General features: G+C 55.7%; 21 protein-coding genes and 3 pseudogenes. 12 read left to right on the top strand and 12 right to left on the bottom strand.

Translation table 11 applies throughout. The features are described from left to right. Positions 1 to 66: 66 nt before the first annotated feature. Entirely contained in the window at positions 67 to 972 is a 906-nt protein-coding gene (locus ACR0ID_RS14450) for a LysR family transcriptional regulator (RefSeq protein WP_480474676.1), read from the bottom strand. 103 nt (positions 973 to 1,075) lie between these two features. Here ACR0ID_RS14450 and ACR0ID_RS14445 point away from each other — a divergent pair, with 103 nt between their 5' ends. The 5 genes from ACR0ID_RS14445 to ACR0ID_RS14425 are packed head-to-tail and all read left to right on the top strand — an operon-like array spanning position 1,076 to position 6,842. Next, positions 1,076 to 2,518 carry an aldehyde dehydrogenase family protein gene (locus tag ACR0ID_RS14445; protein WP_480474675.1) on the top strand — a complete coding sequence of 481 codons (1,443 nt, stop codon included), beginning with the start codon at positions 1,076 to 1,078 and terminating at the stop codon, positions 2,516 to 2,518. Then, positions 2,518 to 3,492: a membrane dipeptidase gene (locus ACR0ID_RS14440; RefSeq protein ID WP_480606452.1), complete on the top strand. Its 975-nt coding sequence runs from the start codon at positions 2,518 to 2,520 to the stop codon at positions 3,490 to 3,492. Before ACR0ID_RS14445 ends, ACR0ID_RS14440 begins: the two co-directional genes overlap by 1 nt. A 4-nt stretch (positions 3,493 to 3,496) precedes the next feature. Then, entirely contained in the window at positions 3,497 to 5,185 is a 1,689-nt protein-coding gene (locus ACR0ID_RS14435; protein WP_480606449.1) for a hypothetical protein, read from the top strand. Beyond that, complete coding sequence (locus ACR0ID_RS14430) at positions 5,182 to 5,811, top strand: DUF3726 domain-containing protein (RefSeq protein ID WP_480555326.1); 630 nt, start codon at positions 5,182 to 5,184, stop codon at positions 5,809 to 5,811. Before ACR0ID_RS14435 ends, ACR0ID_RS14430 begins: the two co-directional genes overlap by 4 nt. An 11-nt stretch (positions 5,812 to 5,822) precedes the next feature. Further along, complete coding sequence (locus tag ACR0ID_RS14425; RefSeq protein ID WP_480606446.1) at positions 5,823 to 6,842, top strand: Ldh family oxidoreductase; 1,020 nt, start codon at positions 5,823 to 5,825, stop codon at positions 6,840 to 6,842. 41 nt (positions 6,843 to 6,883) lie between these two features. Here the strand turns inward: ACR0ID_RS14425 and ACR0ID_RS14420 are convergent, their stop codons facing one another. Further along, positions 6,884 to 8,191, bottom strand: coding sequence for an aminotransferase class I/II-fold pyridoxal phosphate-dependent enzyme (locus ACR0ID_RS14420; RefSeq protein WP_480606443.1), 1,308 nt, complete (start codon positions 8,189 to 8,191; stop codon positions 6,884 to 6,886). Positions 8,192 to 8,287: 96 nt separating this feature from the next. Between ACR0ID_RS14420 and ACR0ID_RS14415 the strand changes: the two genes are divergently transcribed. Beyond that, entirely contained in the window at positions 8,288 to 9,166 is an 879-nt protein-coding gene (locus ACR0ID_RS14415) for a LysR family transcriptional regulator (protein ID WP_480606440.1), read from the top strand. A gap of 410 nt (positions 9,167 to 9,576) precedes the next feature. Here the strand turns inward: ACR0ID_RS14415 and ACR0ID_RS14410 are convergent, their stop codons facing one another. The 8 genes from ACR0ID_RS14410 to ACR0ID_RS14375 all read right to left on the bottom strand — a co-directional run bounded on the left by ACR0ID_RS14410 (position 9,577) and on the right by ACR0ID_RS14375 (position 16,986). Then, positions 9,577 to 11,094, bottom strand: coding sequence for an aldehyde dehydrogenase family protein (locus tag ACR0ID_RS14410; RefSeq protein WP_480606437.1), 1,518 nt, complete (start codon positions 11,092 to 11,094; stop codon positions 9,577 to 9,579). A 34-nt stretch (positions 11,095 to 11,128) separates the two neighbouring features. Then, positions 11,129 to 11,473, bottom strand: a complete 345-nt coding sequence (locus ACR0ID_RS14405; RefSeq protein WP_480474664.1) for a cupin domain-containing protein — start codon at positions 11,471 to 11,473, stop codon at positions 11,129 to 11,131. Continuing rightward, positions 11,470 to 11,835: a cupin domain-containing protein gene (locus tag ACR0ID_RS14400; protein WP_480606434.1), complete on the bottom strand. Its 366-nt coding sequence runs from the start codon at positions 11,833 to 11,835 to the stop codon at positions 11,470 to 11,472. The genes ACR0ID_RS14405 and ACR0ID_RS14400 overlap by 4 nt, the downstream gene beginning before the upstream one ends. Continuing rightward, a complete protein-coding gene (locus ACR0ID_RS14395) occupies positions 11,832 to 13,118 on the bottom strand; it encodes a glycosyltransferase (protein WP_480474660.1) in 1,287 nt (428 codons plus the stop codon). The genes ACR0ID_RS14400 and ACR0ID_RS14395 overlap by 4 nt, the downstream gene beginning before the upstream one ends. Before the next feature lie 24 nt (positions 13,119 to 13,142). Then, positions 13,143 to 14,156 (bottom strand): ABC transporter ATP-binding protein, encoded by a 1,014-nt coding sequence (locus ACR0ID_RS14390; RefSeq protein ID WP_480606431.1) that lies wholly within the window; start codon positions 14,154 to 14,156, stop codon positions 13,143 to 13,145. A 44-nt stretch (positions 14,157 to 14,200) separates the two neighbouring features. Beyond that, positions 14,201 to 14,983, bottom strand: coding sequence for an ABC transporter permease (locus ACR0ID_RS14385; protein ID WP_480520132.1), 783 nt, complete (start codon positions 14,981 to 14,983; stop codon positions 14,201 to 14,203). Next, on the bottom strand, positions 14,983 to 15,837 hold the full coding sequence (locus tag ACR0ID_RS14380) for an ABC transporter permease (protein WP_480606428.1): 855 nt from the start codon (positions 15,835 to 15,837) through the stop codon (positions 14,983 to 14,985). Before ACR0ID_RS14380 ends, ACR0ID_RS14385 begins: the two co-directional genes overlap by 1 nt. A gap of 78 nt (positions 15,838 to 15,915) precedes the next feature. Then, positions 15,916 to 16,986, bottom strand: a complete 1,071-nt coding sequence (locus tag ACR0ID_RS14375; protein ID WP_480606425.1) for a polyamine ABC transporter substrate-binding protein — start codon at positions 16,984 to 16,986, stop codon at positions 15,916 to 15,918. 178 nt (positions 16,987 to 17,164) lie between these two features. Here ACR0ID_RS14375 and ACR0ID_RS14370 point away from each other — a divergent pair, with 178 nt between their 5' ends. From ACR0ID_RS14370 to ACR0ID_RS14345, 6 genes and pseudogenes are all read left to right on the top strand, one after another. Continuing rightward, positions 17,165 to 18,088, top strand: a complete 924-nt coding sequence (locus tag ACR0ID_RS14370; RefSeq protein ID WP_480474650.1) for a GntR family transcriptional regulator — start codon at positions 17,165 to 17,167, stop codon at positions 18,086 to 18,088. 7 nt (positions 18,089 to 18,095) lie between these two features. Further along, a complete protein-coding gene (locus ACR0ID_RS14365; RefSeq protein ID WP_480606422.1) occupies positions 18,096 to 19,385 on the top strand; it encodes a nucleotide disphospho-sugar-binding domain-containing protein in 1,290 nt (429 codons plus the stop codon). Positions 19,386 to 19,563: 178 nt separating this feature from the next. After that, a pseudogene (locus tag ACR0ID_RS14360) lies at positions 19,564 to 19,725 on the top strand (IS5/IS1182 family transposase); the annotation flags it as partial. A 52-nt stretch (positions 19,726 to 19,777) separates the two neighbouring features. Continuing rightward, positions 19,778 to 20,065: pseudogene (locus ACR0ID_RS14355) on the top strand (transposase); the annotation flags it as partial. Between the two features lie 219 nt (positions 20,066 to 20,284). Continuing rightward, complete coding sequence (locus ACR0ID_RS14350; protein WP_480606419.1) at positions 20,285 to 21,646, top strand: IS110 family RNA-guided transposase; 1,362 nt, start codon at positions 20,285 to 20,287, stop codon at positions 21,644 to 21,646. A 112-nt stretch (positions 21,647 to 21,758) separates the two neighbouring features. Next, positions 21,759 to 22,640: pseudogene (locus ACR0ID_RS14345) on the top strand (IS3 family transposase); the annotation flags it as partial. 143 nt (positions 22,641 to 22,783) lie between these two features. On the opposite strand, the gene ACR0ID_RS14340 reads toward ACR0ID_RS14345, so the two are convergent. Continuing rightward, on the bottom strand, positions 22,784 to 23,239 hold the full coding sequence (locus ACR0ID_RS14340; RefSeq protein WP_480520140.1) for a hypothetical protein: 456 nt from the start codon (positions 23,237 to 23,239) through the stop codon (positions 22,784 to 22,786). 114 nt (positions 23,240 to 23,353) lie between these two features. Continuing rightward, on the bottom strand, positions 23,354 to 23,563 hold the full coding sequence (locus ACR0ID_RS14335) for a universal stress protein (RefSeq protein WP_480606576.1): 210 nt from the start codon (positions 23,561 to 23,563) through the stop codon (positions 23,354 to 23,356). Between the last annotated feature and the right edge of the window lie 83 nt (positions 23,564 to 23,646).

Raw genomic sequence — 23,646 nt, 5'->3', positions numbered from 1 at the left:
TGGAACCTAGCATGTGAGCCGCTTCGAGTCTGCTAGAACCTAATTAATTTGTGTTTTTGAGCAGGGTTAATCCAAAACTGGCTCCTGCACCAAGCCAGTGTTTCCGAAACCGCTCGACAGGATATACGAACAGCAGGCCTGGGTGATCTCGCGGAAGCGGGCTCTTTCCCGACGGTAAAGATATACCTCTCGCTTGTCCGGCAAATCTGAAATCGGGCGAAAGGCGACCGCGTCCGGGATGAATTGCGCGACGGTCTGCGGCAGGACCGTGATCCACTGGCCTGCCCTGACCGTTGTGATCAGCGAGTGCGTGTTGTGAATAGTAACCTCGGCCCGGTCCAGAATCTTTTTGAACGAGGATGATTCAATGATGTCGCACAAGGCGTTTCGCACGAAGGGTGCCGCCATCAGGTCACGGATTTCGGGCGGTTTGGCCTGTGTCATAAGCGGATGATCAGAAGCTGCAACGAGTCCGAACTGATCCTGAAACAGAGGCTCGGTACTGACCCCGTTCAGGGGATGATGGCCGGATGCAATGCCGATATCCGCCTTATCCCCGGCAACGGCGTCCAGAACCTGTTGCGAATCCCCGTCTCGCAACTCGATCTTCAATCCGGGAAAGCGTGAAGCCATATGTCCCAGCAAGGCGGGAAAGACCAAAGCCCCCACAGACGGCACGGATACGATACGGATCAACCCATGTTCCGCCTGCGCCGCCATTTCTATGTTCAGAACAGTCTGATCAAAATCGCGCACCTGTTTGAGCGCAAGGTCCAGAACCTGCTGACCCAGCGGCGACAGGTGATTTTTCCGTTCACCTTCAAACAGTTTCTTGCCCAGATGATCTTCAAACTGTTTCAGCATCATTGAGACGGCGGATTGTGTCCGACCCAGACGGCTGGCAGCCTCGGCAAGGTTTCCGGTTTGGGCCACGGTACAAAAACACCGCAGCATCTCGACTTTCATCGCCATACTTCAAACTTTCTGAAGTTTACTAAAGTTATTTGAGTTTGACTGATGTTAGTCGAAAGTTCCATCCTTACCCAAATCGAAATTTGCGAATTTGGGGCCTGACGTGACCAAACTGAACCTGATTGCCGGCGAATGGCTGGCGGGCGAAAGCGAAATTGAAAACCGCAATCCTTCGGATTTAAGCGATCTGGTTGGCATGTTCACACAGGCCAGCGCCGATCAGCTTGAGGCGACTTTGGATCAGGCGCGCGTCGCGCAGACCGAATGGGCTGCCTACGGGTTGGAGCGGAAACAGGCCGTCCTGAACGCCATCGGCAACGAACTGATGGCCCGCGCCGAAGAACTGGGTACATTGCTGAGCCGCGAAGAAGGCAAGCCGCTGGCCGAAGGCAAGGGTGAGGTTTACCGGGCCGGTCAGTTCTTCACGTATTACGCTGCCGAGTGTCTGCGCCAGATCGGTGAAAACGCCGATTCCGTACGCCCCGATATCGAAGTGGATGTGCGCCGCGAAGCCGTTGGCGTTGTCGCAATCATCAGCCCGTGGAACTTCCCCACTGCAACGGCCTCGTGGAAGATTGCCCCGGCGTTGTGCTATGGCAACGCGGTTGTGTGGAAACCCGCCAACATCACCCCCGCCTCGGCTGTGGCCCTGACTGAAATCATCGAACGGCAGGATATCCCGAAAGGTCTGTTCAGCCTTGTGATGGGCTCGGGCCGTTCGGTTGGGCAACGTCTGGTGGAAAGCCCCAAGGTCAATGCGATTTCCTTCACCGGATCGGTGCCCGTAGGCAAAGGTATCGCCGCCGCAGCAATCCAGAACCTGACCAAAGTGCAAATGGAGATGGGGTCTAAAAACGCGCTGGCCGTGATGGACGACGCCGATCTGGATCTGGCGGTGACGCTGGCTCTGGGCGGGGCCTTTGGTGGCACCGGTCAGAAATGCACCGCCTCGTCGCGTCTGGTAGTTCACGCGGGCATCCATGATGCCTTTGTCGAGAAACTGGTTGCCGGTGCGCAGGCAATGAAAGTGGGTCACGCGCTGGAAGCGGGCGTGCAGATGGGTCCCGTCGTCAGTCAGCAGCAATTGAATGAAAACCTCACCTATGTCGACCTGGGCAAATCCGAAGGGGCCGAGCTGGCCTGTGGCGGTCAGCGCCTGGAGATGCCCCATGACGGGTTCTACATGTCGCCGGGCGTGTTCCTGAACACCACCAACGACATGCGCATCAATCGCGAAGAAATGTTCGCACCGCTTACATCCGTCATCAAGGTCGGCAGCTATGACGAGGCGCTGAGCGTGGTCAACGACACCAATTTCGGCCTGACCTCAGGCATCGTGACCAAATCACTGGCCCGCGCCACCCATTTCCGCCGCAACGCGCGCACCGGCGTGGTGACGGTTAACCTGCCCACCGCTGGCACCGATTACCACGTACCATTCGGTGGCCGGGGCGACAGCTCGTACGGACCGCGCGAACAAGGCAAGGCGGCAGCCGAGTTCTATACAACCGTCAAAACCGCCTATATCAGCGCAGGCCCGGTCTGATGCGGATCGACGGCCTGCAATATACCAACTGGTCGGAGAAGATCTTCCGCCAGCTGCGCGAAGGGGGCGTGGACGCGATCCATGTCACCATCTCCTATCATGAGAACTTTCGCGAAACGGTTCTGAATTTCGAGAAATGGAACCGTTGGTTCGAGCAGTACCCAGATCTGATCATGAAGGGCCGGTGGGCCAGCGATATAGACTCAGCCCGTAAAACGGGCCGGACCGCAGTGTTTTTCGGGTTTCAGAACCCGTCGCCCATTGAAGACGATATCGGGCTGGTTGAAATTCTGCATGATTTGGGCGCGCGGTTCATGCAACTGACCTATAACAACCAATCCCTGCTTGCGACCGGTTGTTATGAGGCCGAAGACACCGGCATAACCAGAATGGGCAAGCAGGTGATCAAAGAGATGAACCGCGTGGGCCTTGTGGTGGATATGAGCCATTCGGCAGACCGGTCCACAATCGAAGCGGCTGAGATTTCGGACCGGCCCATCGCAATCACACATGCCAATCCGCACGAATGGTCCCCGGCCCTGCGCAACAAGCGAGATGATGTCATCCGCGCCGTGACTGAAAACGGTGGGATGCTGGGTTTTTCGGTCTACCCTCACCACCTGAAGGACAAGTCCGACTGCACTCTGGAGAGCTTTTGCGAGATGATTGCCCGCACTGCGGACAAATATGGGGCCAGTCATCTGGGGATCGGCACTGACCTGTGTCAGGATCAGCCCGACAGCGTCGTTGAATGGATGCGTGTCGGGCGGTGGACAAAAGAAATCGACTATGGCGAAGGCTCGGCCTCGGCCCCGGGGTTTCCACCAATGCCGGGCTGGTTTCAGGACAACCGAGACTTTGGAAACATCGAACAAGGGTTACGCGCGACCGGCCTGAACGATGACGAAGTGGCCGGGATCATGGGCAGGAACTGGTATCGGTTCTTTGCCGAGAACTTCGTCCCACAAAGGTAACCAAATGGAACCACACGCGCAGACAGAGATCGCCAGACGTGACCCCTCTATGGTCATGCGACTGTCACGACTGGGATCACTACACCAATGTCGGCTCAGCTTTATGCGGCAACTGACACGCCGCATGGCCGATGAAAAATGGAGATTTTCGCGCCCTGCATTTGAAATTGACGACAAAGGTGTCGGCCACGCGGTCTATACCGCGCAAGGCCCCGATCGCGCCTACTCGCTGGTCGCCTTTGCCCATGACCTGCCTGCCGATCAACGGTCAGACCGGGTTATTGCCGAAGCGTGGGACGCCACCTTTGCGCTGTTTGATGGCATCCCGACGCCAGAAGACATTGATCGCCTGTCCCTGAACGTACCGCTGCAAGAGGCAGGGCGTGTCAGCGAAACCGAATTGTCACTGTCACGCGCCAACCGTTCCGTGCGACTCTGGGCTCATGTGGTGGATCGTCTGGCTGCGGGCCAGCAACCGGACCTGGAACAGATTTATCAGGTCGGCTATCTGATGAGGACCACGGCTGTTTACGGGTCGGGCAAATTCGGCGCTGCGGATCGTGAGAAAACGGCGGACCGGAATGAGGTCAGTGGTCCCTTCCAGATCGAAATGCTGTCAGTCTATCTGACCCGAGTTTTTGTACGCGATCTGGTGCAATGTATGGCGCAGGTCAAAGGCGGGGATCAGACCTCTGCGCTTAATCCTGAAATCGCACGCTGGCTGGGCATCGGAAATTCCACAGGACTGGGAATGGCGCCGTTCATCGTGAACCATCCCGTTCTGTTCAACAACTGGATCATGGCGCGGGAAGAGGCCATCTCGCGCGTGCGGTCAATTGAGACAGCAACCGGAAAAGACGCGCGTGTCTTTCGCGACGTTTTCGCGCGCAGCAAACAGTCAATCACGTGGTGGCAATCTGAACACCCGATACAGGTTGAAAAACTCGCTGCGCTAAAGGACGACCTGAATTCGATCGACGTATTTCTGGCTACAGACGACCTGACACGAGACCATCCGTGGGATCGCATGATCCGATGGTCGGAAACTGCGCTCAGCGAAGAAGGCCAGGAGTTGCTGGCCTCGCTGATCCTTGAGCCTTACGGAGATGTCGTGGACGGGCTGTCCAGCTGCATGGCGGACACAAATGCGGCTGCACAGGTGATTGATGGAGCGATGCGGGTATCCGATGTGCGCGACTTGATCCGCCAAAGCTTTGACTGGGCGCTGGACCTTGATTGGAGTGATCCGAAAAACTGCGCGCGGGCCTGGTACGTTTCGGAAGAGAAACTGGAACCCCGACTGGGTGAACGGTTTGAAGAACCGATTGCAGACTATGAACAACCGCTCGCGCCCGCGCGTGATGCGGCGATGGCTTTCAAGGCTTTGCAAGAGTGGCCGGATGATGCGCCGATAGCAGAGTTTCTTATGCGCCACCCTGAGCACCGCCACACCGTACGCCGCGCACAAATCAGCCGTGTCGCGCCATATGGTGAGATCCATGACAACACAATCGGCGCGAATGTGATGCCCATCGATATGTTGCGCGCAAAACTATCCTTCTTTGGCGCAACGCATTTCGACCCTCGTTCAGATCGCTGGGTCCGCATCTGCATGTATGCCGGCGCCCCCTACCCCGATGAGCTAAATACCGCGAACGCAGATTTGTGGGTTTATCCGGAGGTTGCGCAATGACCTTTTCATTGAACGAAGTCGAAGCAACAGCCAAACGCGCAACCCGTGGGGCCGGATATGCCTGGGGCGTGGCGGAAGAGGCTGCGAAAGCCACCCGGTGGCTAAACGGCCAAGGGTTCGACGGGCCCGCCATTCTGGCCCAACTGCTCAAACGTGAATATGCGCCCTGTCTGGAACGCCACATTCCTGTGCTTCAGAACGGAGTATGGGTTGGCCAACAAGACCTGTGCCCCCTGATGACCGGAGCTGCGATATCGGATTCACCGACCGTCCTGTCCCAAGGCACCATTTCGATTTCAAATCTCGCGGCACCGCTGCTGTTGCTGCCCTTTGTCGCTGCGGGGGCCAAAAAACTGGGAACGACAGTAAAAGTCACCTTTGACGGGTATGCTGCGATAACTGATGGTGTTCATTTAAGCTGCGCAGACTGCAATTTAGACCGCGCTGATCATGTTGAGATAACTGAGGGCGGCCACATTCAAAACAGTCGTCCTCTGCAAAGCCGTGCCGCCCCAAATGCAGAGGTGTGGCAGATTCTCAACTCCATGGCGCACCGTACATATGCCCCTGCAACTGAAGAATCCCGACTGCTTGGCGCTGGTTCCGGCCTGTCGGACAATGACTGAAGGATCATCAGATGACCGAGACCCAAACCCTGTCGCTTGCCGAAATCGAAAAGCTGTCCTTCACCGCGTTGGTTGCCGCTGGCACAAGTGAAGAAAACGCGCGCCCTCTGGCCGTGGCCACGGCGGCAACCGAAGCAGATGGGGTGGCCAGTCATGGTCTGGCTTATATCCCGATCTACTGTGAACATGTACAATGCGGGAAGGTCGACGGTCAGGCAGTACCGACGCTGGAAACCCCGCGCCCCGGCCTTATCCGTGTAGACGCTGCGACCGGGTTCGCACATGCAGCCATTGACCTGGGCTTCGAAGCATTGATCACGGCGGCACGCGAACAGGGCATCGCGGCCCTTGCGATCACCAACAGCTACAATTGCGGTGTGTTGGGTTATCACACGTATCGACTGGCGCAGGCGGGCCTGGTTGGTCTTGGATTCACCAATGCACCTGCATCCATTGCTCCTTCGGGTGGATCGAAGCCCGTTGTCGGCACCAACCCGTTCTCTGTTGCGGTACCGGGTCCAGACGGACAACCCGCGTTGCTGATCGACCAGAGCGCCAGCACCATCGCCAAAAGCGAAGTGATGAAACACGCCAGAGAAGGCAAAGCCATTCCGGTCGGCTGGGCGCTGGACCCGGATGGAAACCCGACAACAGACCCGAATGTCGGTCTGAAAGGAAGCATGGCCCCATCCGGCGGATACAAAGGTGTGGGTATCGCTTTGCTGACTGAAATCATGGCGGCCGCTTTGACGGGGTCTACACTTGGGCTGCATGCCTCTCCGTTCTCGGGGACGGTCGGGGGTCCACCGAAAACCGGGCAGTTCTTCATCGCTATTGACCCTGCGGTTTCGTCAAATGGACTGTTTTCAAACGCAATTTCGGACTTGGTCGCGTCGATCAGAAATCAGGACGGCGCGCACTTGCCCGGAGATGGGCGCCGTGCATGTCGCTTTGCGGCAGGTCAAAAAGGTGTCGCCGTCAACTCTGCTTCATTGGCCAGAATTGAGGCGATTATTCAGGAAAACAGTTAAGAGCAGCCACCAGACCGGGCGATTGTGGTGGCCGCTTGCGCCTAGTTCACGAAATGCAGCGTGTCGAATTCACTGCGCCAGGCAGAGGCTTCCAAAGCAACAGGCTCGCCGTCCAGTCCTCGCCTGATCAAATCGGCGAGGCGCTCGGCATCTTGAGAGGTCATGCCCCAGCGAACCAATTCAGGAGTGCCGATCCGCAACCCATTCAAGTCCCCTTCAATCGGCTTGACAGGCAATCCGATGCCGCACGCAAGGAACCCGCTTTCGCGAAGTTTCTTTGATGCGGCCTGCCCTCCGCCATAGGGCTCTGCCAGAACCGCGAACTGATGCGAATTGGTGAAGCCTTCCGCACCCGCATAAACGCGAACGCCCCGCGCATCCAACGCGGCGGCAAGTGCTTTTGACAGTGCAATCATCTCGTTCGCGTACGCCTGGCCAAAATCTTTCCAATCCAGCATCGTAACCGCAAGCGCAGCCGTTTTGGCGGCATCGAAATTGGCCGTCATCCCGGGAAAAGCAATGGCATCCAATGCTTTGGCGATGTCGACATCATTCGACACGATCAATCCACCTGCTGGTCCACCAAGGCTTTTATAGGTGCTCATGGTCATGAAATGCGCGCCCTCATTCAACGGGTTCGACCATGCACGCCCCGCGATTATCCCGCACTGATGCGCGGCATCGAACATGACTTTCGCGCCAACTTCGTCCGCAATGGCCCGCACCTCGGCAACAGGGTGTTCAAAAAGGTTCAGACTTCCACCGATCGTAATCAGCTTGGCGCGCTCAACCCGCGCCAGATCGCGCAGCTGGTCCAGATCGACGGTGTAACCTTTTGTGTTAACCGGGGCCTCGATCGTGCGTAGCCCGAACAGCCCTGCACAGCCCGCAGTATGATGGGTCACATGGCCGCCGATCGTTGCAGGCGGAGCGATGATTGTATCCCCTGGCTTACAAGTCGCCATGAAACCATAAAGATTTGCAATTGCGCCCGACGGCACGCGAACCTCTGCAAATCGGGCATCAAAGACCTCTGCACAAAGCTCGGCCGCGATGACTTCAATTTCTTCGATTGCTTCCAGCCCCATTTCATATTTGTCACCGGGATAGCCCAGCGATGGCCGGGATCCGATACCCGACGACAAAAGCGCCTCGGCCTTGGGGTTCATGACATTTGTCGCGGGGTTAAGGTTGAAACACTCTTTCTCGTGAATGCGGCGGTTTTTCTCTGCCAGATGCGCGATCCGGCCCAGTAGGTCGCCGGACGATGCTGATGCTGTCTTTGTTGAGATACTCTGAACCAGCGTTTCGCTTGCGGCGGGCACCCAGTCTCTATGTGCAAGTGTCATCTGACATCCTCCTGTTTCTTCCACTGTGGCCGCTGCTGCGTGACTTCGCAAAGCAGAATTGTTATTTCTTGGCGTAGAAAAACTAAGGCTATGATGATGAGCGTTTCCCCAAAGCGCCCCAAAGGGCCCCCACTGAACGCAATGCGCGCTTTCGAGGCGGCGGCGCGCCACATCAGCTTTATCGCCGCGGCCGAAGAGTTGAACGTCACACCGGGCGCCATCTCGCAACACATCAAAACGCTGGAAAGCTGGGCCGGTGCACCCCTTTTCCGACGCAACGCACAAGGCGTAGAACTCACGCCCGAGGGGCAATCGCTGGTTGCTGGATTTACCCGGGCTTTTGACCAATTGGCCGACGCGACCCAGGCGCTGCGCAACCTTAAACCCAATGCAGATTTTCATATCGCTGCCTTGCCGGCCATTGCTCAACTCTGGCTCCCCAAAAGGCTACGCCAGATCCGATCTCATTTTCCCGACATCAGTTTTTCCGTCACAGCGCTGGAAGCGCCGCCGAGCCTTGGGCGCGAACTGTTCGACCTGTCAATCTTCTTCGCTCCACCGAACGACACGGCAAATCAGGTGGTTGTTTGCCCGGACGAGATCGTGCCGGTTTGTGCCCCGACGCTTAAGGACCAAATATGCGGCGCAAACGGTTTTCGGGATTTACCGTTGCTGCACGATCTGGTGTGGAGTGAAGATTGGACCAAATGGGCCCAGCACTCTGGCTATGACCTGCATAATGCCGAAGGTGGTGCTCAATTCTCCCTCTACAGTCTGGCCGTAGAGGAAGCCAAGGCGGGCGCAGGAATACTGATGGGACACCTGTGCCTGATCGAAGACGCCCTGGCCACGGGCGAGCTGATCGTTGCGCATACCAAGTCGTTTCGAACCAACCGAGGACTGGTGATTCAAATGCCACAACGCACGCGCAGGAGACCGGAAACGGACCAGATTGTCGCCTGGTTGTCCCGTTGACCGAAGCCACTGACTTTCGGGTTATGAGGCTGACGAGATGAGGACGTTAAGCAATTGATCGAGTGGATCAATTGTAGTCTGAACGGCCTGTGTTGAGATTATTCGACCCGGTTGCGGGAGCCGGATTTGGCCTATGTCGAATGTCAGAGGAACTATTAATCTAACGGACAACCAGTACACATGCCCCGGTTGTTTAGATAAATGACCTTATTGGGACGGATGGCAGACCCACAGTAGAAAAGCGCTGAAGATGTCTTGCGGATTTTTCAGCCATTGGCCCGCTTGTGCCGGAGGGCCGCGGACTACCCGAACTGGACATTCTAAAATAGACTTTGCAGTTCCGGTTGGCGGGACAATCCTGCCGTTAGCTCATCATCCGCTGTAGAGTCGATCAGGTCGCACCGATCACCCTAGCCGGTGTGCTTTCTCCCGCCTTGTACGTCATCTGAATAGAACCAGTCGTCGGGATATGGATACCACCAGTCCGCCTCCTTCGCCTTCGGGTCGATCACGACCATCTTGGATCGCCTGAATGCCTCGAGTCCCTGAAGGCCTAGCGTGCGTCCAAGTCCAGAATTCTTGATACCGCCAAAAGGCAAGGCATCGTTGTCCACCAGCGGGTTGTTGACCCAAACCATCCCCACCTGTAGTTCATTCACCCCCTGAAATGCCTCCTCCAAGTCGCTGGTAAACAGGCATCCGCCAAGGCCGAACTGCGACGCGTTTGCCAGTTCAAGTGCTTGGTCAAAGTCGCTAACCCGAATGACCGAAGCGACCGGCCCAAAGACCTCTTCCTGAGTTAGCAACATGTCCGCCGTCACGCCGGTCAGGATCGTTGGTTCGAAAAACCAACCTGGCCCTGCATCATCCGGGATACAGCCTCCTACTTCAACCACCGCGCCTTTCTCCGTTGCATCGCGCACCAGCCGCACGACCTTATCTCGCGCTTCCTTGGAGGCCAGAGGTCCAATTTCCGCCACCCCCATGCCGTCGCCGATGCGCAGTTTCCGGGTTCTGGCCACGAACTCGTCGACAAAATCGTCATATACATCATCGACCACAAAAATCCGTTCAGACGATGTGCAAACCTGACCCGACTGCAAAAAGGCAGCAGTCACTGCTCCGGCAGCAGCGACCGCGATGTCGGCGTGTTTACTGACGATAAGTGGATCGCTCCCGCCAGCCTCGATAATTGCCGGTTTTAGACTCTCTGCTGCGGCCACTGCGACTGCACGACCTGTCGGCACGGACCCTGTAAAGGCGACCACATGGGTTTTGGGGCTGGCAATCAACTGTTTACCCACGTCTGCCCCGCCCGGCACGCAAGCAATAAGATCTTGTGGCAGCGCCTGAAAAAACTCCATGAACGCCATCGTGCACAAAGTTCCTGCGGGTGAGGCTTTCAACACAACACCGTTACCTGCCGCAAGTGATGCGGCCATCGACCAGCAGCCAAGAATGAGGGGGAAATTATATGGAACCACATGCACGGACACGCCGTAGGGCTCGTATGTCTGATACTGAAAAGATCCAGTTTGCATGGTGCCCGCGATCTTGCCCGCGTCATTGCGCGCCATCTCGGCATAGTACCGGAAAACCGGCGGGATATTCGCAATCTCGCCGATCGATTCAGGGTAAGGTTTGCCCGTTTCCAATGTCATCAAAAGGGCGACCTCAGTCATGTCGCCGCTTTCGATCTCGTTGGCGATCTGATGCAATACCCGCGCGCGAGACTTGCAGTCCGTTGCAGACCATTTCCTTTGCGCCGCATTGACCCGATCCAGAACCTGGTCCACGATCTGCGGCGACGGTTCACCAAAAACCCCGACGGGCTGCAAGGTAGACGGGTTGACCAGCGTGGTCCCACTACCCTCCAATAGGACATGCCGAGGGTTTAGGTAGTAGCTGGATTTGAACGGGTCACGCATTGGGCAGCCCCCTTGTTTAAAAGGCATTGCGCCGTTAGCGGATCATGTACACTTTCTTGACCGTCTCGTGGACAGTGCATACGCCTTTCCAGTCCTGCGGAAAAAAGGCCGCCGTATCGGGCGTAATCTCAATTACCTCTCCGTTTTCATGGACATAGGTACAGCGGCCTTCCAGAAAGTGGCAGAACTCGTCCTTGGTGACGTGACATTCCCACTTACCGGGAGTGCAGACCCAAAGGCCGCATTCGGACCGGCCGTCAGGCCCCTTGTGGATCAGCTTTCCCGACGTGCGGGATTGCCCTTCAATCATCGTCGGGATTACCCCCCAATCGACAAGGTCAGTCTGCTGGAGCGGGTTTTGCATACTTGGCGTGGTCATGATTCAGGTTCGCGATCCGTTAGGTAGTAAGTGTTGCGCAATGTTTCCACGACCGTGCATTCCCCTACCCAACCGGCGGGGAATAGTACGGCCGTTCCGGGCGCAACTTCGATGCTTTCGCCTGCATCCGACTGATACACCGCGCGGCCCTGCACAAAATAGCAAAACTCGTCACGCGGGATCGTTAGGCGCCAACGGCCTGGAGTACAGACCCATGCGCCGATCTCCGGCCGATTGTCCGGGCCTTTGTGAACCAGCAAGCCCGATGAATGCGACTGGCCTTCAATCATGTCCGGCTGTAATCCCCAGTCCGTAAGGTCGGTGCGGGTCGAGATTTCGGAAAGATGCGGGGCGCTGCTCATTCCGCAGCTTTCAGGATGTCGTCGAGAATGCCAGCTGCCTTGGTCGGGCCATGCCGTGACTGCATGTGAGCAGAGGTTGCCGCCATCTTCGCCTGCATTCCTGGATCGTTGATACATTTGTCGAGGGCAAAAGCCAATTCATCATCGGTCCAGTCGTATCGGTGAAACCCGAACCCGTGGCCTGTTTCCTGAACACGAGTGGCGTTATCGTGGCCGTCCCAGACATAGGGCATGATGATTGCTGCTTTGCCAAAATACAGGCACTCGGTGAACGAGTTGTTACCGCCATGATGTATCACCGCGTCAACCTGCGGAATTACTGAAGGCTGGGGATACCAGCTCTGTATGTGCACGTTGTCGGGAATGTCTGTGTATTCGTCCATGTAATCCCCGACATTTACGAGCGCCCGGTAGGGCAACTTGGAAATGGTCGAAATGATCCTCTTTAGCAGGTCGGTGTCACCTGCGCCAAGCGACCCGAAAGATACATAGAGAAGTGGTTTGTCATTGTTGGACTTAAACGTTGGCACCTCAAAGGGTTCTTCTTCGCGTACGCAACCTTCGAGATACTGGAATCTGTTCGGGTCCAGTGGGTTCTGCCTTTCGTACTTTGCCGGCTCGGGATAAAGCAGAAGGTTCATTGTGGGCGACGCTTCGAAAAACTCTCCGATCGGATAGGCGTCTTCGTTGCATCTGGCCAGGAACGCATTGTAGTCGTCGTGGATCGGCTTGATCACCTCGTGGAACTTTGCCTCATAGGCCTCCATGCCCTCGCGGTCATCCACCCGGCAGCCCGATAAGTGCGGCGGCACAATCGGGTCTGGGATTTCGTTTTCGGAACATGAGATGATCCGCACCCACGGTACGCCGAACTGCTTGATGGCTGGGAACATAATGACATTATCCACGCAGATCATATCTGGTTTGATTTTTGCCAGTACCTCGGGCAGATCTTTTTGCGCCCATTTCGCGCTGTCGACGATCGCCTCCCAGCAATCCTTTACGTAGTTATCGATCTGGTCAATCGGGCTTTTGCGAAAATTTGGGATGTGACCGTTGATGAAATCTTCCCAAAACTTTGCCATCGCCTCGGGTTCCATCGGCTCGGACAGGGCAACAGGATGCGCCTCAAACCCATAACCTTCATATACCTCGACAAAGCCGGGATCGCTTAGAAATACGGCCTTATGGCCCAGTTTCTCGCAGGCCTGCGCGATGCCAACCGAATTCAGCGCAGGGCCAAAGGCAGCTTCGGGGAAGAAGGCGATGGTTTTCTGTGACATTGTAGGTCTCCGGTTAGATTTGGCTTAGCAGTTGGGCAGGATGCGGGAATATTTGGCGTCCCATACGCAGTGGACATCCTGACCCGGCTGGATACTTTCACGGTCGGCTTGGCTGGCGGGCACGCGGGCGGAAAGGATGCTCCTCCCGCCGCGAACGCGTACATGCACACCCAGGTCTGACCCGTGATAGGCGACTTCTTCGACAATGCCGGGAAGGCAGTTGCGTCCATCTTGAGGGGCGGTCTGCATCAGGTTGACCCGTTCCGGGCGCACAGCAATTGTGGCAGCACCGCGCAGCTCGGAAACACCCCTCAGCATTCCCGCCCCGTCGACATCGACACCGCCGTCGACGGCGTTTCCGTCCAGAAAGTTCATCACGCCGATAAAATCTGCAACAAAGCGCGATCCGGGTTGTTCGTAGAGCTCGTGAGGAGTACCGACCTGCGCCAGCTTACCGTCATGCAAGACAGCGATCCGGTCGGCCATGACCAAGGCCTCTTCCTGGTCATGGGTCACAATCAGAAATGTAATCCCTACCTCGTGCTGCAACCGTTTGAGCTCCAGCTGCATCTCTTCTCGCAGTTTCTTGTCCAGAGCTGAAAGGGGCTCATCCAGCAACAGGACCTTTGGCCTTTTGATCAGCGCGCGCGCCAAAGCAACCCGCTGTCGCTGCCCACCGGAAAGCTGATCCGGCTTGCGCCCTGCGAAGCCCGAAAGTTTCGCACTTTCGAGAACCTCGGCCACTCGCGTTGCGATTTCGTCCTTGGTCAATTTCTCCATTTCTAACCCATAGGCGATGTTTTTTTCGACGCTCATGTGCGGAAACAAGGCATAGGACTGGAACATCAGGTTCAGGGGCCGCCTGCTGGGGCGTATATTTGTCACGTCCTGCCCGGCAACGATTACCTGTCCTTCCTGTGGTGTTTCGAACCCGGCCAGCGTCCGCAACAGTGTGGTCTTGCCGCAACCCGATGGGCCCAGAAGTGCAAAAAATTCGTTGTCGCGAATATCCAGCGAAACGTTGTCGATCGCAGTCACCAAACCGTATCTCTTGGTTATATTCCTGAGTTGAATCGCTTGGTTCATCGGCTGAAAACCTCTTTGTCGGCACGCTGCGCGAAGAAGACCAGCGTGAACGATACAAACATGACGATGGTAGCCATCGCGTTGATTTCCGGCGTGACGCCAAATCGGATCATTGCGTAGATCTGCATCGGCAACGTGGTCGAGGATTGCCCGGCACCGGCGGTGAAAAAGGCAATAATGAATTCGTCCACAGACAGGGTGAAAGACAGCAGCGCCCCAGCAATAACCCCCGGCGCGATGGCGGGCAGCAGAATGCGACGAAAGGTGGTGAATTCGCTGGCCCCAAGGTCGGCACTGGCCTCAAGTATCGAATGGTCGAAATTGCGCATCCGCGTTCGCACCACGGCGACAACGAACGCAATGTTGAACACGACATGGCTCAGAATGATCGAATGAAGCCCGAGCGTCATGTTGAGCAGAGTGAAAAAGGACAACAGCGCGATGGCCAAAACTATGTCCGGGATGATCATCGGCGCGAACAGAACCGCGTCTAGAACTGAAGAATTACGCCGTGTTTCGACACCGACCGCCAAAAGCGTGCCGATTAATGTCGCCAGAACGGTCGAGATTAAGGCCACGATTAGCGTGTTGCGCGCCGCCGACAGTATTGGATCCGCGGCAAACAACTTGCCGTACCATTCCAACGAAAACCCGGTCCATACAGTTGGAAGTCCGGCCCGGTTAAAGCTTAGCGCCATGAGCACAAGGATCGGCACATAGAGAAAGGTATAAAACAATACCAGGTGCAGCTTCAGGCCCATGTTGGATCGGCCCCGCATCAGTCCTGCCCTCTCTGTCCCGCTGCGCGATTGGCCAATACCGCCTGTGCGAACAAAAGCCCCATCATAATCGCAATCAGGAACATCGACAGCGTTGCTCCGAACGGCCAGTCGCGGGCGCTCAGGAACTGGTCATAGATCAGGTTTCCAACCATCTGAAGTCGCCCGCCACCAAGCAAATCGGGCGTTATGAAATTACCGATCGACAGCACAAAAACAAAAACACCACCTGCCGCGATGCCGGGAACGGTCTGTGGCAGTATCACCCGGTAGAAAGTGATCCAAGCGGGCGCTCCAAGATCTTCCGAGGCTTCTATGGTTTCGACATTTATGCGGTTCAGCGATGAATAGATCGCCAGAACCACAAAGGGGGTGTAGTTGTAGACAAGTCCAACGATCACCGCGAAATTGTTATAAAGCAGAGACAGCGGCTCATCGATCAAGCCTGCCCCCTGGAGAGTATTATTGATCAAGCCCTCGCGGTTCAGCATCACGATCCAGGCGTAAGTGCGGATTAGGTAGTTGGACCAGAACGGCAGGATCACCAAGATCAGCAAACCGGTCTGCCAACGCCGCGGCGCCAGCGTGATGGCATAGGCCGCCGGATAGGCGATGAGGATCGCGATTATGGTGGCCAGAAATGCAATCTTGGCCGAGCGCAGGAAGATTCCGAGGTATAGTGGGTCGGCGGCCCGCACAAAATTTTCAAACGTAAAGACGTAGTCGATGCCGCCATAGATACCGCGTTCAAAGAACGCATAGGTAAAAATAAGACCACACGGCACCACCATAAGAAGCGCAAGCCAACCCAGGCCCGGCCCCAGCAAGATCACCGATTTCAGTCGATTGGTCATATACTTGGCAATCTGTGGAGTGATATCGTATCGGCCCGACCCTTTGTTCGGGTCGGGTTTTGCTCAGGGTTTGATCACTTATTGTGCGGCCATAATTTCGGTCACGGTACGTGCAAAGGGTTTCTGGCCATTGCCGAGATCGCGCAACTGCTCGTACTTGGTAAGGTCTGCAGGCGACATTCCCATGTTCGGGAAGGTTTCGATCAAGGACGGGTCCAGCGCCGCCATCGCAGCCTTGTTCGGCGTTTTGTAAAGGATATTACTGGCAACCCAGACACCGACATCCGCGCCCAAGACATAGTTCACAAAGGCATGCGCCGCGTCTTTGTTTTCAGATGCATCCGTGATGACTAGCGCATCTACCCACAGATCCGATCCTTCTGATGGGATCGTATACTTGATGTCTGCGTTCTCACCGATGCCGTAGTTACACCAGCCATCCCAGGCGTGAACCATCGTTGCCTCGCCCGATACCAACTTCAGATAAAAAGTTGCATCGTCGTAGGCCAGCAGATCCTGCTTCGCCGCAACCAGCAGGTCCTTTGCAGCCGCCAACGTCTCATCCGACGTATCGTTCAGCGACTTTCCGAGGGCTAGCGCGGCAGCTCCCATCAGCCAACGATCCGTCGAGAGCATTGTCACTTTGCCTTTCAGGTCGTCAGAGGGTTTGAGCAGATCATTCCACGAAGTCGGCTCTGCCATCAGGTCTGACCGGTAGCATAAGCCCGTCGTGCCCCAAGCGTATGGCATTGAATAGTTGTTGCCCGGATCATGAGCCAGTTCTTTAGCTTCGTCATACAAGTTGGACGCATTCGGAACCTTATCGTGGTCGATAGCAGCCACCAGCCCCAAGTTGTTTAATGCTTCGGCAAATGGCGACGAGACGAAAAGAACGTCATAGCCCTTGCCCCCACCGGCTACGACTTTGCCCATGATTTCTTCGTTGGTGCCATGCACCGAAAGCTCGGCCTCGATACCGGTTTCCTTGGTGAAATTCTCCAGCAGGTCCGGCGGCATGTAACCGTCCCAGTTCGAGATCACGATTTTTTCTGCTTGGGCCGCTCCGGCGAATACGCTGAGAGCGCAGACCGCCCCGGCTGTGAGCCAAGCAAATGGCAAACGGAACGAATTGGTGAACTTGCTGGTCATGTCTTCCTCCCTTGACATCCGCGCTCGCTTCTGGGGCGAGATATGTGATGCAATCACGGTATTTTTTGATTAAATAAAACTCAACAATTTTTTGAATCATTTTTGTGTGGCCCGATGAAGACATTTAAAGTACCGTTTTTATTGTATATTAATTAAGAGTGACGAAAGCCGCCTTGTTATGTCGCCAAGCAAACACTTGAAACTTGCTCAAAAAATACTGGACGTTGCGATGGATCTCGACTTGCATCAGGGCGACAGGCTGGTGGAAAAAACCCTCGCTGATTCGTGCAGCGTCTCTCGCACTCCAGTTAGATCCGCATTGAGGCTACTGGAAAAAGAGGGGATGGCACGCAAAGCGGCAGAAGGTGGGTTTGTCCTAGAATGCGAACCCGAAAAGGGGCATTCGATACTCAACCAGCATTCGGTTGGAGCAGGTGCCGATCTCGCTGGTGACATCCTACGAGATCGCGGAGCCCGACGCCTGGACGGCGCCATCAATGTCACAGACCTGATCCGGCGATATTCAGTTTCCCGCAGCGCTGCACAGCGTGCGCTCGAAGCTCTCCTAGCCCAAGGCGTGATTCAGAAAGCCGAAGGCCAATCCTGGGTGTTCACTCGCATGCCCGGAGACCGTTCAGGACGGATTGAGAGCTACGAATTTCGTCTAATACTGGAACCGCAGGCCATTCTGTCCGACGGTTTCAAGTTGGACACCAAGCGCGCCGATCTGGTCCGCACCCAAACCGAAGCGCTTCTGGCGCAGTCGGAAAACTCCTTCAACAGCCAGGAATTCCAAGACGCGGATCTTGCCTTTCACAAGCTTATCGCTCGTTCGTCCGGCAATCAGTATCTAGCTTCTGCTCTCATTGCCCATCATGGGTTGCGCCACCTGCCAGGCGGATCGTTCGGTATGATCGACTTTCGGATGAGGCAGGCGCTTGAGGAACATCTGCGCATACTTGATTTCATCGAGCAAGGTCATTTCGATCTTGCGGCGGATCAGATGAGGGTTCATTTGCGGCTTTCAATGAACCAAAGACCCAGCGTCGCCAATCGTGGCGCGCCGGCGCTTGTCCAAGCGACCCGCGGGTCAATCCGATGAGTGAATGATGAACCGCGAGGAAGCACCTTTAATCGCTTTTTTCCCTGAAGCTAGTTTTGGGGCTGCACTGAATTGTGTGGGGATCGCTCAGGAGCTTCGCGCAATGGGCGCACTCCCCGTTTTCCTGACCCACGGTGGCTTTGGTGGCGTATTCGCAGATTACGGTTTTGACGAGTTCGCCGTCCCAGTTCAATCAAAGTTGACAGAAGAGGAAACCCAGACCTATTGGCAGGAATTCCTGAGTCATCACCTACCGCATTTTAGCATGCTCCCAACTGACCAACTGGCCACCTATGTAGAGCCCGTTTGGAGCGCAATCGTCGAGACTGCGGAATCGGTTGAGCAGGGGTTGGAAACGGCGCTAGAGCGGATCAACCCGGATGTCGTCGTTCTCGACAACGTCATCATGTTCCCAGCCATCGTACGATCCGAGCGCCCATGGGTCAGGGTCATTTCTTGCGCGGAAACCGAGTTGCCAGACAACTGCCTACCGCCGTACCTGTCCGGCCTGCCGGCATCTGACGTGGCCGGGTGCGCGGCATTCCGGGACCAGTACCTGGAGACCCTTGGCCCAATTCATGCTCGCTACAACAAATTTCGCCAGGATCGGGGACTTGAGCTATTGCCTAAAGGTGAGTTCCTAGAAACATCACCGCATCAAAACCTTCTTTTGGCGCCATCGATAATTCGCCACGATCGTGATCAGGCGCTGAGTCCTGGACAATTCACCTTTCTCGAAGGCTGCGTACGCCAAGAAGGTCCCTACCGTGTACCTCAGATGCCCCGTAACGACGGGCCTCTGGTGTATGTGAGTTTTGGTAGCCTGGGTGCTATGGATGTCACATTCTTTGAAAGCCTGTTCGACGTATTCAAGACAATGGACATGAGGTTTCTGGTCAATGTCGGGGGCCAGATCGATGCCTATTCCAGAGTACCAGACAATGTTCATCTGCAGGAATGGTTCCCGCAGCCTTCCGTGGTTGAACAATGCGATCTGTTTATTCACCACGGCGGTAACAACAGCTTTTGCGAAGCGCTGTATTTCGGGGCCCCGTCGCTGATCCTCCCCTATTGCTGGGACGGGCACGATAACGCCCAGCGAGCAGTTGAAACCAGTGTCGGGCTCAGGTTGAATCGGTGGGATTGGACGCCGGAGCAGCTGGAGAATGCGATTAACCGACTACTTGGGGACGCTGAGCTAAAGGCCCGGCTGGCTGCGAACTCAGAGTTCATGCGGTTGAGAAAGTCGGTTCAGTTAGCTGCTCAGAAAATTCTGGATTGTGTAAAACCTAACTGAATCTAGTTTTGTCCCGTCGGTCATCCGTTTTGCAATTAAGGATGGAAGGGAACATCGCAATGAACTCTTAATCACTGAACCCAAAGTGTAGGTTTTGGGCTTATTCTGGCGAAAAACTCTTCGTTGATTGACGCACAAGTCGCTGATTCAGTTTCCGTACTGAACGGGAGAATGAGCGATGAAGGGGCCAAGGCAGCAAACACAAGGGTCACAGTTCTACGAGTTCTCGATTGAGGATCATGTTCCGCAAGACCATATTCTTCGAGGTATAGACCGGTTCGTCAAGCTGTCTGGTATCCGTCGGCACCTTGCTCCGTTCTACAATTCGACTAGCCGACCGTTGAACTGCTCCGGGTTTTCCGGAGGCTCCAAATCGAGGAAGGATTGGAGCCATGGAAAGAGACAACAGAGCGAACCGCTATTCACCTGAGACGCGCGCAAGGGCCGTGCGGATGGTGCTTAACAATCAAGGCAGCTATGAGAGTCAGGCGGCAGCGATCAAGGCGATTGCGCCGAAGATCGGCTGTGGCCGGGACACATTGCGGCGTTGGGTTCAGCAGGAGGAAACTGACCTTGGCCACCGGGATGGTGTGACGTCGGAAGAGCGGACCAGGATCATGAAACTGGAACGCGAAGTGCGGGAGCTGCGTCAGGCCAATGAGATCCTAAAAAACTGTTCCGGGCCGTTGCCCGCCTGTGCGGGGCGGAAACAGCTTATGCTACGCTCTACGCGAAGGGCAGTTGCCGATAGCTTATTGGTGGGCTGGACCCCGTTAAAAAACGTGGCACATGGGTTGATGCGTACTTGAGAGTGGCGACGCCGCTATCGCGGCGATCCCGGTTAGGAAGATGACGAACTTGCATGGCCCACGCCCTTCGATTTGAACGGAGGAGATGCTATGACAAGGCGCAGAACCGGCGACCACCCGGATTTGAAGTTGGTCAATCCGAATGCAGCGGCGATTGATATCGGCTCAACAATGCACATGGCAGCGGTGAACCCGGATGTTCATGCCAGTCCGGTACGGGCCTTCGGAACATTCACTCAGGACCTGCATGATTTGGCCGATTGGTTCCAGTCTTGCGGCGCCACTACTGTGGCGATGGAATCGACCGGCGTTTACTGGATACCAGCGTTCGAGATTTTGGAGGCGCATGGTCTCGAGGTGATCTTGGTGAATGCCCGCTATGCCAAGAATGTACCAGGTCGCAAAACTGATGTGAGCGATGCAAGTTGGCTACGGCAACTCCATTCCTATGGTCTGTTGCGCGGCAGCTTCAGACCCACAGCAGAGATCGCCACGTTACGCGCCTATATGCGCCAGCGAGAACGGCTGACGGAGTATGCTGCCGCTCATATCCAGCACATGCAGAAGGCCCTGATGGAGATGAACCTGCAACTTCATCATGTCGTCTCAGATATTACAGGCGCGACAGGGATGAAGATCATCCGCGCCATCGTGGCAGGCGAACGTGACCCTGATGTGTTGGCCGAGTATCGCGATGTGAGGTGCAAATCTTCTATCGAAACGATCAAAGCCGCCCTTATCGGGAACGACCGGGACGAACATGTTTTTGCGCTGACACAGTCACTTGAACTCTATGACTTCTACAAATCCCAGATTGCCACTTGTGATGCCAAGCTTGAAGATGCCGTTTGCGCATTGACCGTGCGGACAGATGGCGACTTAGCACCCATTCCAAAAGCCAGGTTCAAAGGCAAGCAACGCAATGCGCCTGCCTTCGACATACGAGCTGCGCTTTACGGTGTGCTGGGCACAGACCTGACGCAAATCCATGGCCTTGGACCGTCTCTGGCTCTCAAGCTGGTATCCGAATGCGGGACGGATTTGCGGGCGTGGCAGAGCGCAAAGCACTTCACGTCGTGGCTCTGCCTCGCGCCCGGCAACAAGATCTCTGGAGGCAAACTGCTGTCTTCAAGGACTCGCCGATCTTCAAGTCGCGCAGCTGCGCTCTTACGACTGGCCGCTGTTACTCTTGGTCGAAGCGACACCGCATTGGGCGCGTTCTATCGACGTCTCTCGGCCCGGGTCGGCAAACAAAAGGCTGTCACAGCCACGGCGCGAAAGATCGCAGTTCTGTTCTACAACGCAATCCGTCATGGCATGACATATCAAGATCAAGGTGCGGCTGCCTATGATGAGCGACATCGGAAACGTGTACTCTCGAACCTCCAGCGCCGTGCAAAGACGATGGGATTTGCCCTGGCACCCATCTCAAACGCTGAAGCTGTTTCTTAGGAAGGCCAGCGCGTATCTTGCTCAGGCTGAGCTCGACCGCCCACTGAAACGATGATCGGGTATATCCACTGCCCGGCTAGGCATTGCGGGACGCAATGTCCCGAGAGGGGGCGATCACCGGGCCGAGTATTGGGTCGAGCCGATCTGCCGGGTTTTGCCGATCGCCCCTTCGACCTTCTACAACCATCTGGCCGTTGTCCGTGATCCGGATCGTGCATCTGATCGCGCCAAACGGGATGCCGTCCTGCGGCGCGAAGTGCACAGGGTGTGGGATCAGAACTTCAAGGTCTACGGGGTGCGCAAGGTCTGGCATCAGATGCGCCGCGAAAGCTTCGATGTGGAACGCTGCACGGTGGAACGGCTGATGCGACAGTTGGGCATACAGGGCGTTGTTCGCGGCAAGGCCCAGAAAAAAACGCGGCCGGACAAGGCACTGCCATGCCCGCGCGACAAGGTGAACCGGCAATTCCGGGCACCGGCCCCAAACACGCTCCGGGTCAGTGACTTCACCTATGTCTCGACCTGGCAGGGATTTGTCTGTGTGGCCATCGTAATCGACACCTTCGCCAACCGGATCGTTGGCTGGCGAGCGTCACGTTCCCCGCAGACCCAGTTCGTGTTGGATGCCCTCGAACAGGCGCTCTATGAACGGCGACCAAGTGACGATCTCATCCATCACAGCGACCGGGGCAGCCAATATGTGTCGATCCGCTATACCGAGCGGCTGGCCGAGGCCGGGATAGAGCCCTCGGTCGGTAGCGCCGGCGACAGTTACGACAATGCTCTGGCCGAGACGATCATCGGCCTGTTCAAAGCCGAGGTCATCCACCGGTTAGGGCTGTGGAAAACCGCCGATGCTGTCGAATGGGAAACCCTCAAATGAGTCGACTGGTTCAACAACCGCCGCCTGCTGCAACCCATCGGAAACATCTCGCCAGTAGAAGCCGAGGAGACATTCTATGAACAGTGCAATGAGTCCGATAAAGTCGCCTGAAACAGAGTAATCGGTCTCCGGGAAAACCGAGGCGGTTCAGCCCTTTTGAACCGTCTGGAAACGCACAAGTAACGACTTCAATAAAATTATGACCCATAAATCGACGTAACTTGCAGGTAGTTCCAGAGACTGCATCGCTTGCGTCACTGTCCGAACTGCGGATCATAGCCCCCATAGACTTGGCGCCCGGCGCTATGAAAGTCTTCCTGAAATTGGCAATCGCGGCCGCGAACTTTCAATATAGCTGTTGCAGCCAATGAATTTTTAAGTTCGCTATCTTTAAAAAGGACACGAGCGATGTCGGGCAAAAACTCTTCCCCGCGAGGGCAAGCCAAGGCAAATTTCGAAACGAAATCGCCGAAGAATTTGCGTAATCTCTCTGGGCTAGTTTCATTTGTCTCGCAGGCTGCATTGATCAATGCATCTTCAAGAGCCTGCTCAAATGCAACGTATGCCTTCGAAACGCCATTCACATCGATCCACAGTGGGTGGTCTTTGCGTCTTGCGAAGTCAGCTGCACGCAAAAAGAGATCTTGAGTAGATGCTGTAGTGGAGGGATACGTTCCTCTAAGAGAAATCAGTTTCCGAAACTGTGACATTTCCCAACTCCATTTTTGGTTATCGATACAAAAATGGAGATGGCGTTTAGTTCGGGATGATAGGATGTAGCCTACGGTATAATACAGTTATATGGTTGTGTCGCTAACCTTGGATCAACGAATTACGTGAACCGAACACCTTGCGTGATGCACGACTCTGTTCGCAGTGGAACCTAAGAATATGTCCTCAAAACCAGGCTTGTGCGAAACCAAGACGATGCAATCCGCGTCGCTCTCATTTGCGAAGTCTACAATAGCCCTACCCGCGTGCCCAGAGATGAGCCGAGCCTTCGCGCCTGGAATTTCAGAAGCTGTCTGATGCAGGTTTTCCAGGATTTCATGCCGCGTATTGGCAAGTACTTCGCTGGGAATCTGAGACCCTACATACGCCGGAATTGGCTCTTGGA

The sequence above is a fragment of the Ruegeria sp. AL2 genome, assembly GCF_056540845.1.
The sequence above is the reverse complement of the archived record's forward strand: the minus strand, read 5'-3'. Positions and strand labels throughout refer to the sequence as shown.

Coding starts and splice junctions, on each gene's coding strand:
- ACR0ID_RS14450 (WP_480474676.1), bottom strand. CDS start 972: ATGGCGATGAAAGTCGAGATGCTGCGGTGTTTTTGTACCGTGGCCCAA.
- ACR0ID_RS14440 (WP_480606452.1), top strand. CDS start 2,518: ATGCGGATCGACGGCCTGCAATATACCAACTGGTCGGAGAAGATCTTC.
- ACR0ID_RS14435 (WP_480606449.1), top strand. CDS start 3,497: ATGGAACCACACGCGCAGACAGAGATCGCCAGACGTGACCCCTCTATG.
- ACR0ID_RS14430 (WP_480555326.1), top strand. CDS start 5,182: ATGACCTTTTCATTGAACGAAGTCGAAGCAACAGCCAAACGCGCAACC.
- ACR0ID_RS14425 (WP_480606446.1), top strand. CDS start 5,823: ATGACCGAGACCCAAACCCTGTCGCTTGCCGAAATCGAAAAGCTGTCC.
- ACR0ID_RS14420 (WP_480606443.1), bottom strand. CDS start 8,191: ATGACACTTGCACATAGAGACTGGGTGCCCGCCGCAAGCGAAACGCTG.
- ACR0ID_RS14415 (WP_480606440.1), top strand. CDS start 8,288: ATGAGCGTTTCCCCAAAGCGCCCCAAAGGGCCCCCACTGAACGCAATG.
- ACR0ID_RS14410 (WP_480606437.1), bottom strand. CDS start 11,094: ATGCGTGACCCGTTCAAATCCAGCTACTACCTAAACCCTCGGCATGTC.
- ACR0ID_RS14405 (WP_480474664.1), bottom strand. CDS start 11,473: ATGACCACGCCAAGTATGCAAAACCCGCTCCAGCAGACTGACCTTGTC.
- ACR0ID_RS14400 (WP_480606434.1), bottom strand. CDS start 11,835: ATGAGCAGCGCCCCGCATCTTTCCGAAATCTCGACCCGCACCGACCTT.
- ACR0ID_RS14395 (WP_480474660.1), bottom strand. CDS start 13,118: ATGTCACAGAAAACCATCGCCTTCTTCCCCGAAGCTGCCTTTGGCCCT.
- ACR0ID_RS14385 (WP_480520132.1), bottom strand. CDS start 14,983: ATGCGGGGCCGATCCAACATGGGCCTGAAGCTGCACCTGGTATTGTTT.
- ACR0ID_RS14380 (WP_480606428.1), bottom strand. CDS start 15,837: ATGACCAATCGACTGAAATCGGTGATCTTGCTGGGGCCGGGCCTGGGT.
- ACR0ID_RS14375 (WP_480606425.1), bottom strand. CDS start 16,986: ATGACCAGCAAGTTCACCAATTCGTTCCGTTTGCCATTTGCTTGGCTC.
- ACR0ID_RS14370 (WP_480474650.1), top strand. CDS start 17,165: ATGTCGCCAAGCAAACACTTGAAACTTGCTCAAAAAATACTGGACGTT.
- ACR0ID_RS14365 (WP_480606422.1), top strand. CDS start 18,096: ATGAACCGCGAGGAAGCACCTTTAATCGCTTTTTTCCCTGAAGCTAGT.
- ACR0ID_RS14350 (WP_480606419.1), top strand. CDS start 20,285: ATGACAAGGCGCAGAACCGGCGACCACCCGGATTTGAAGTTGGTCAAT.
- ACR0ID_RS14340 (WP_480520140.1), bottom strand. CDS start 23,239: ATGTCACAGTTTCGGAAACTGATTTCTCTTAGAGGAACGTATCCCTCC.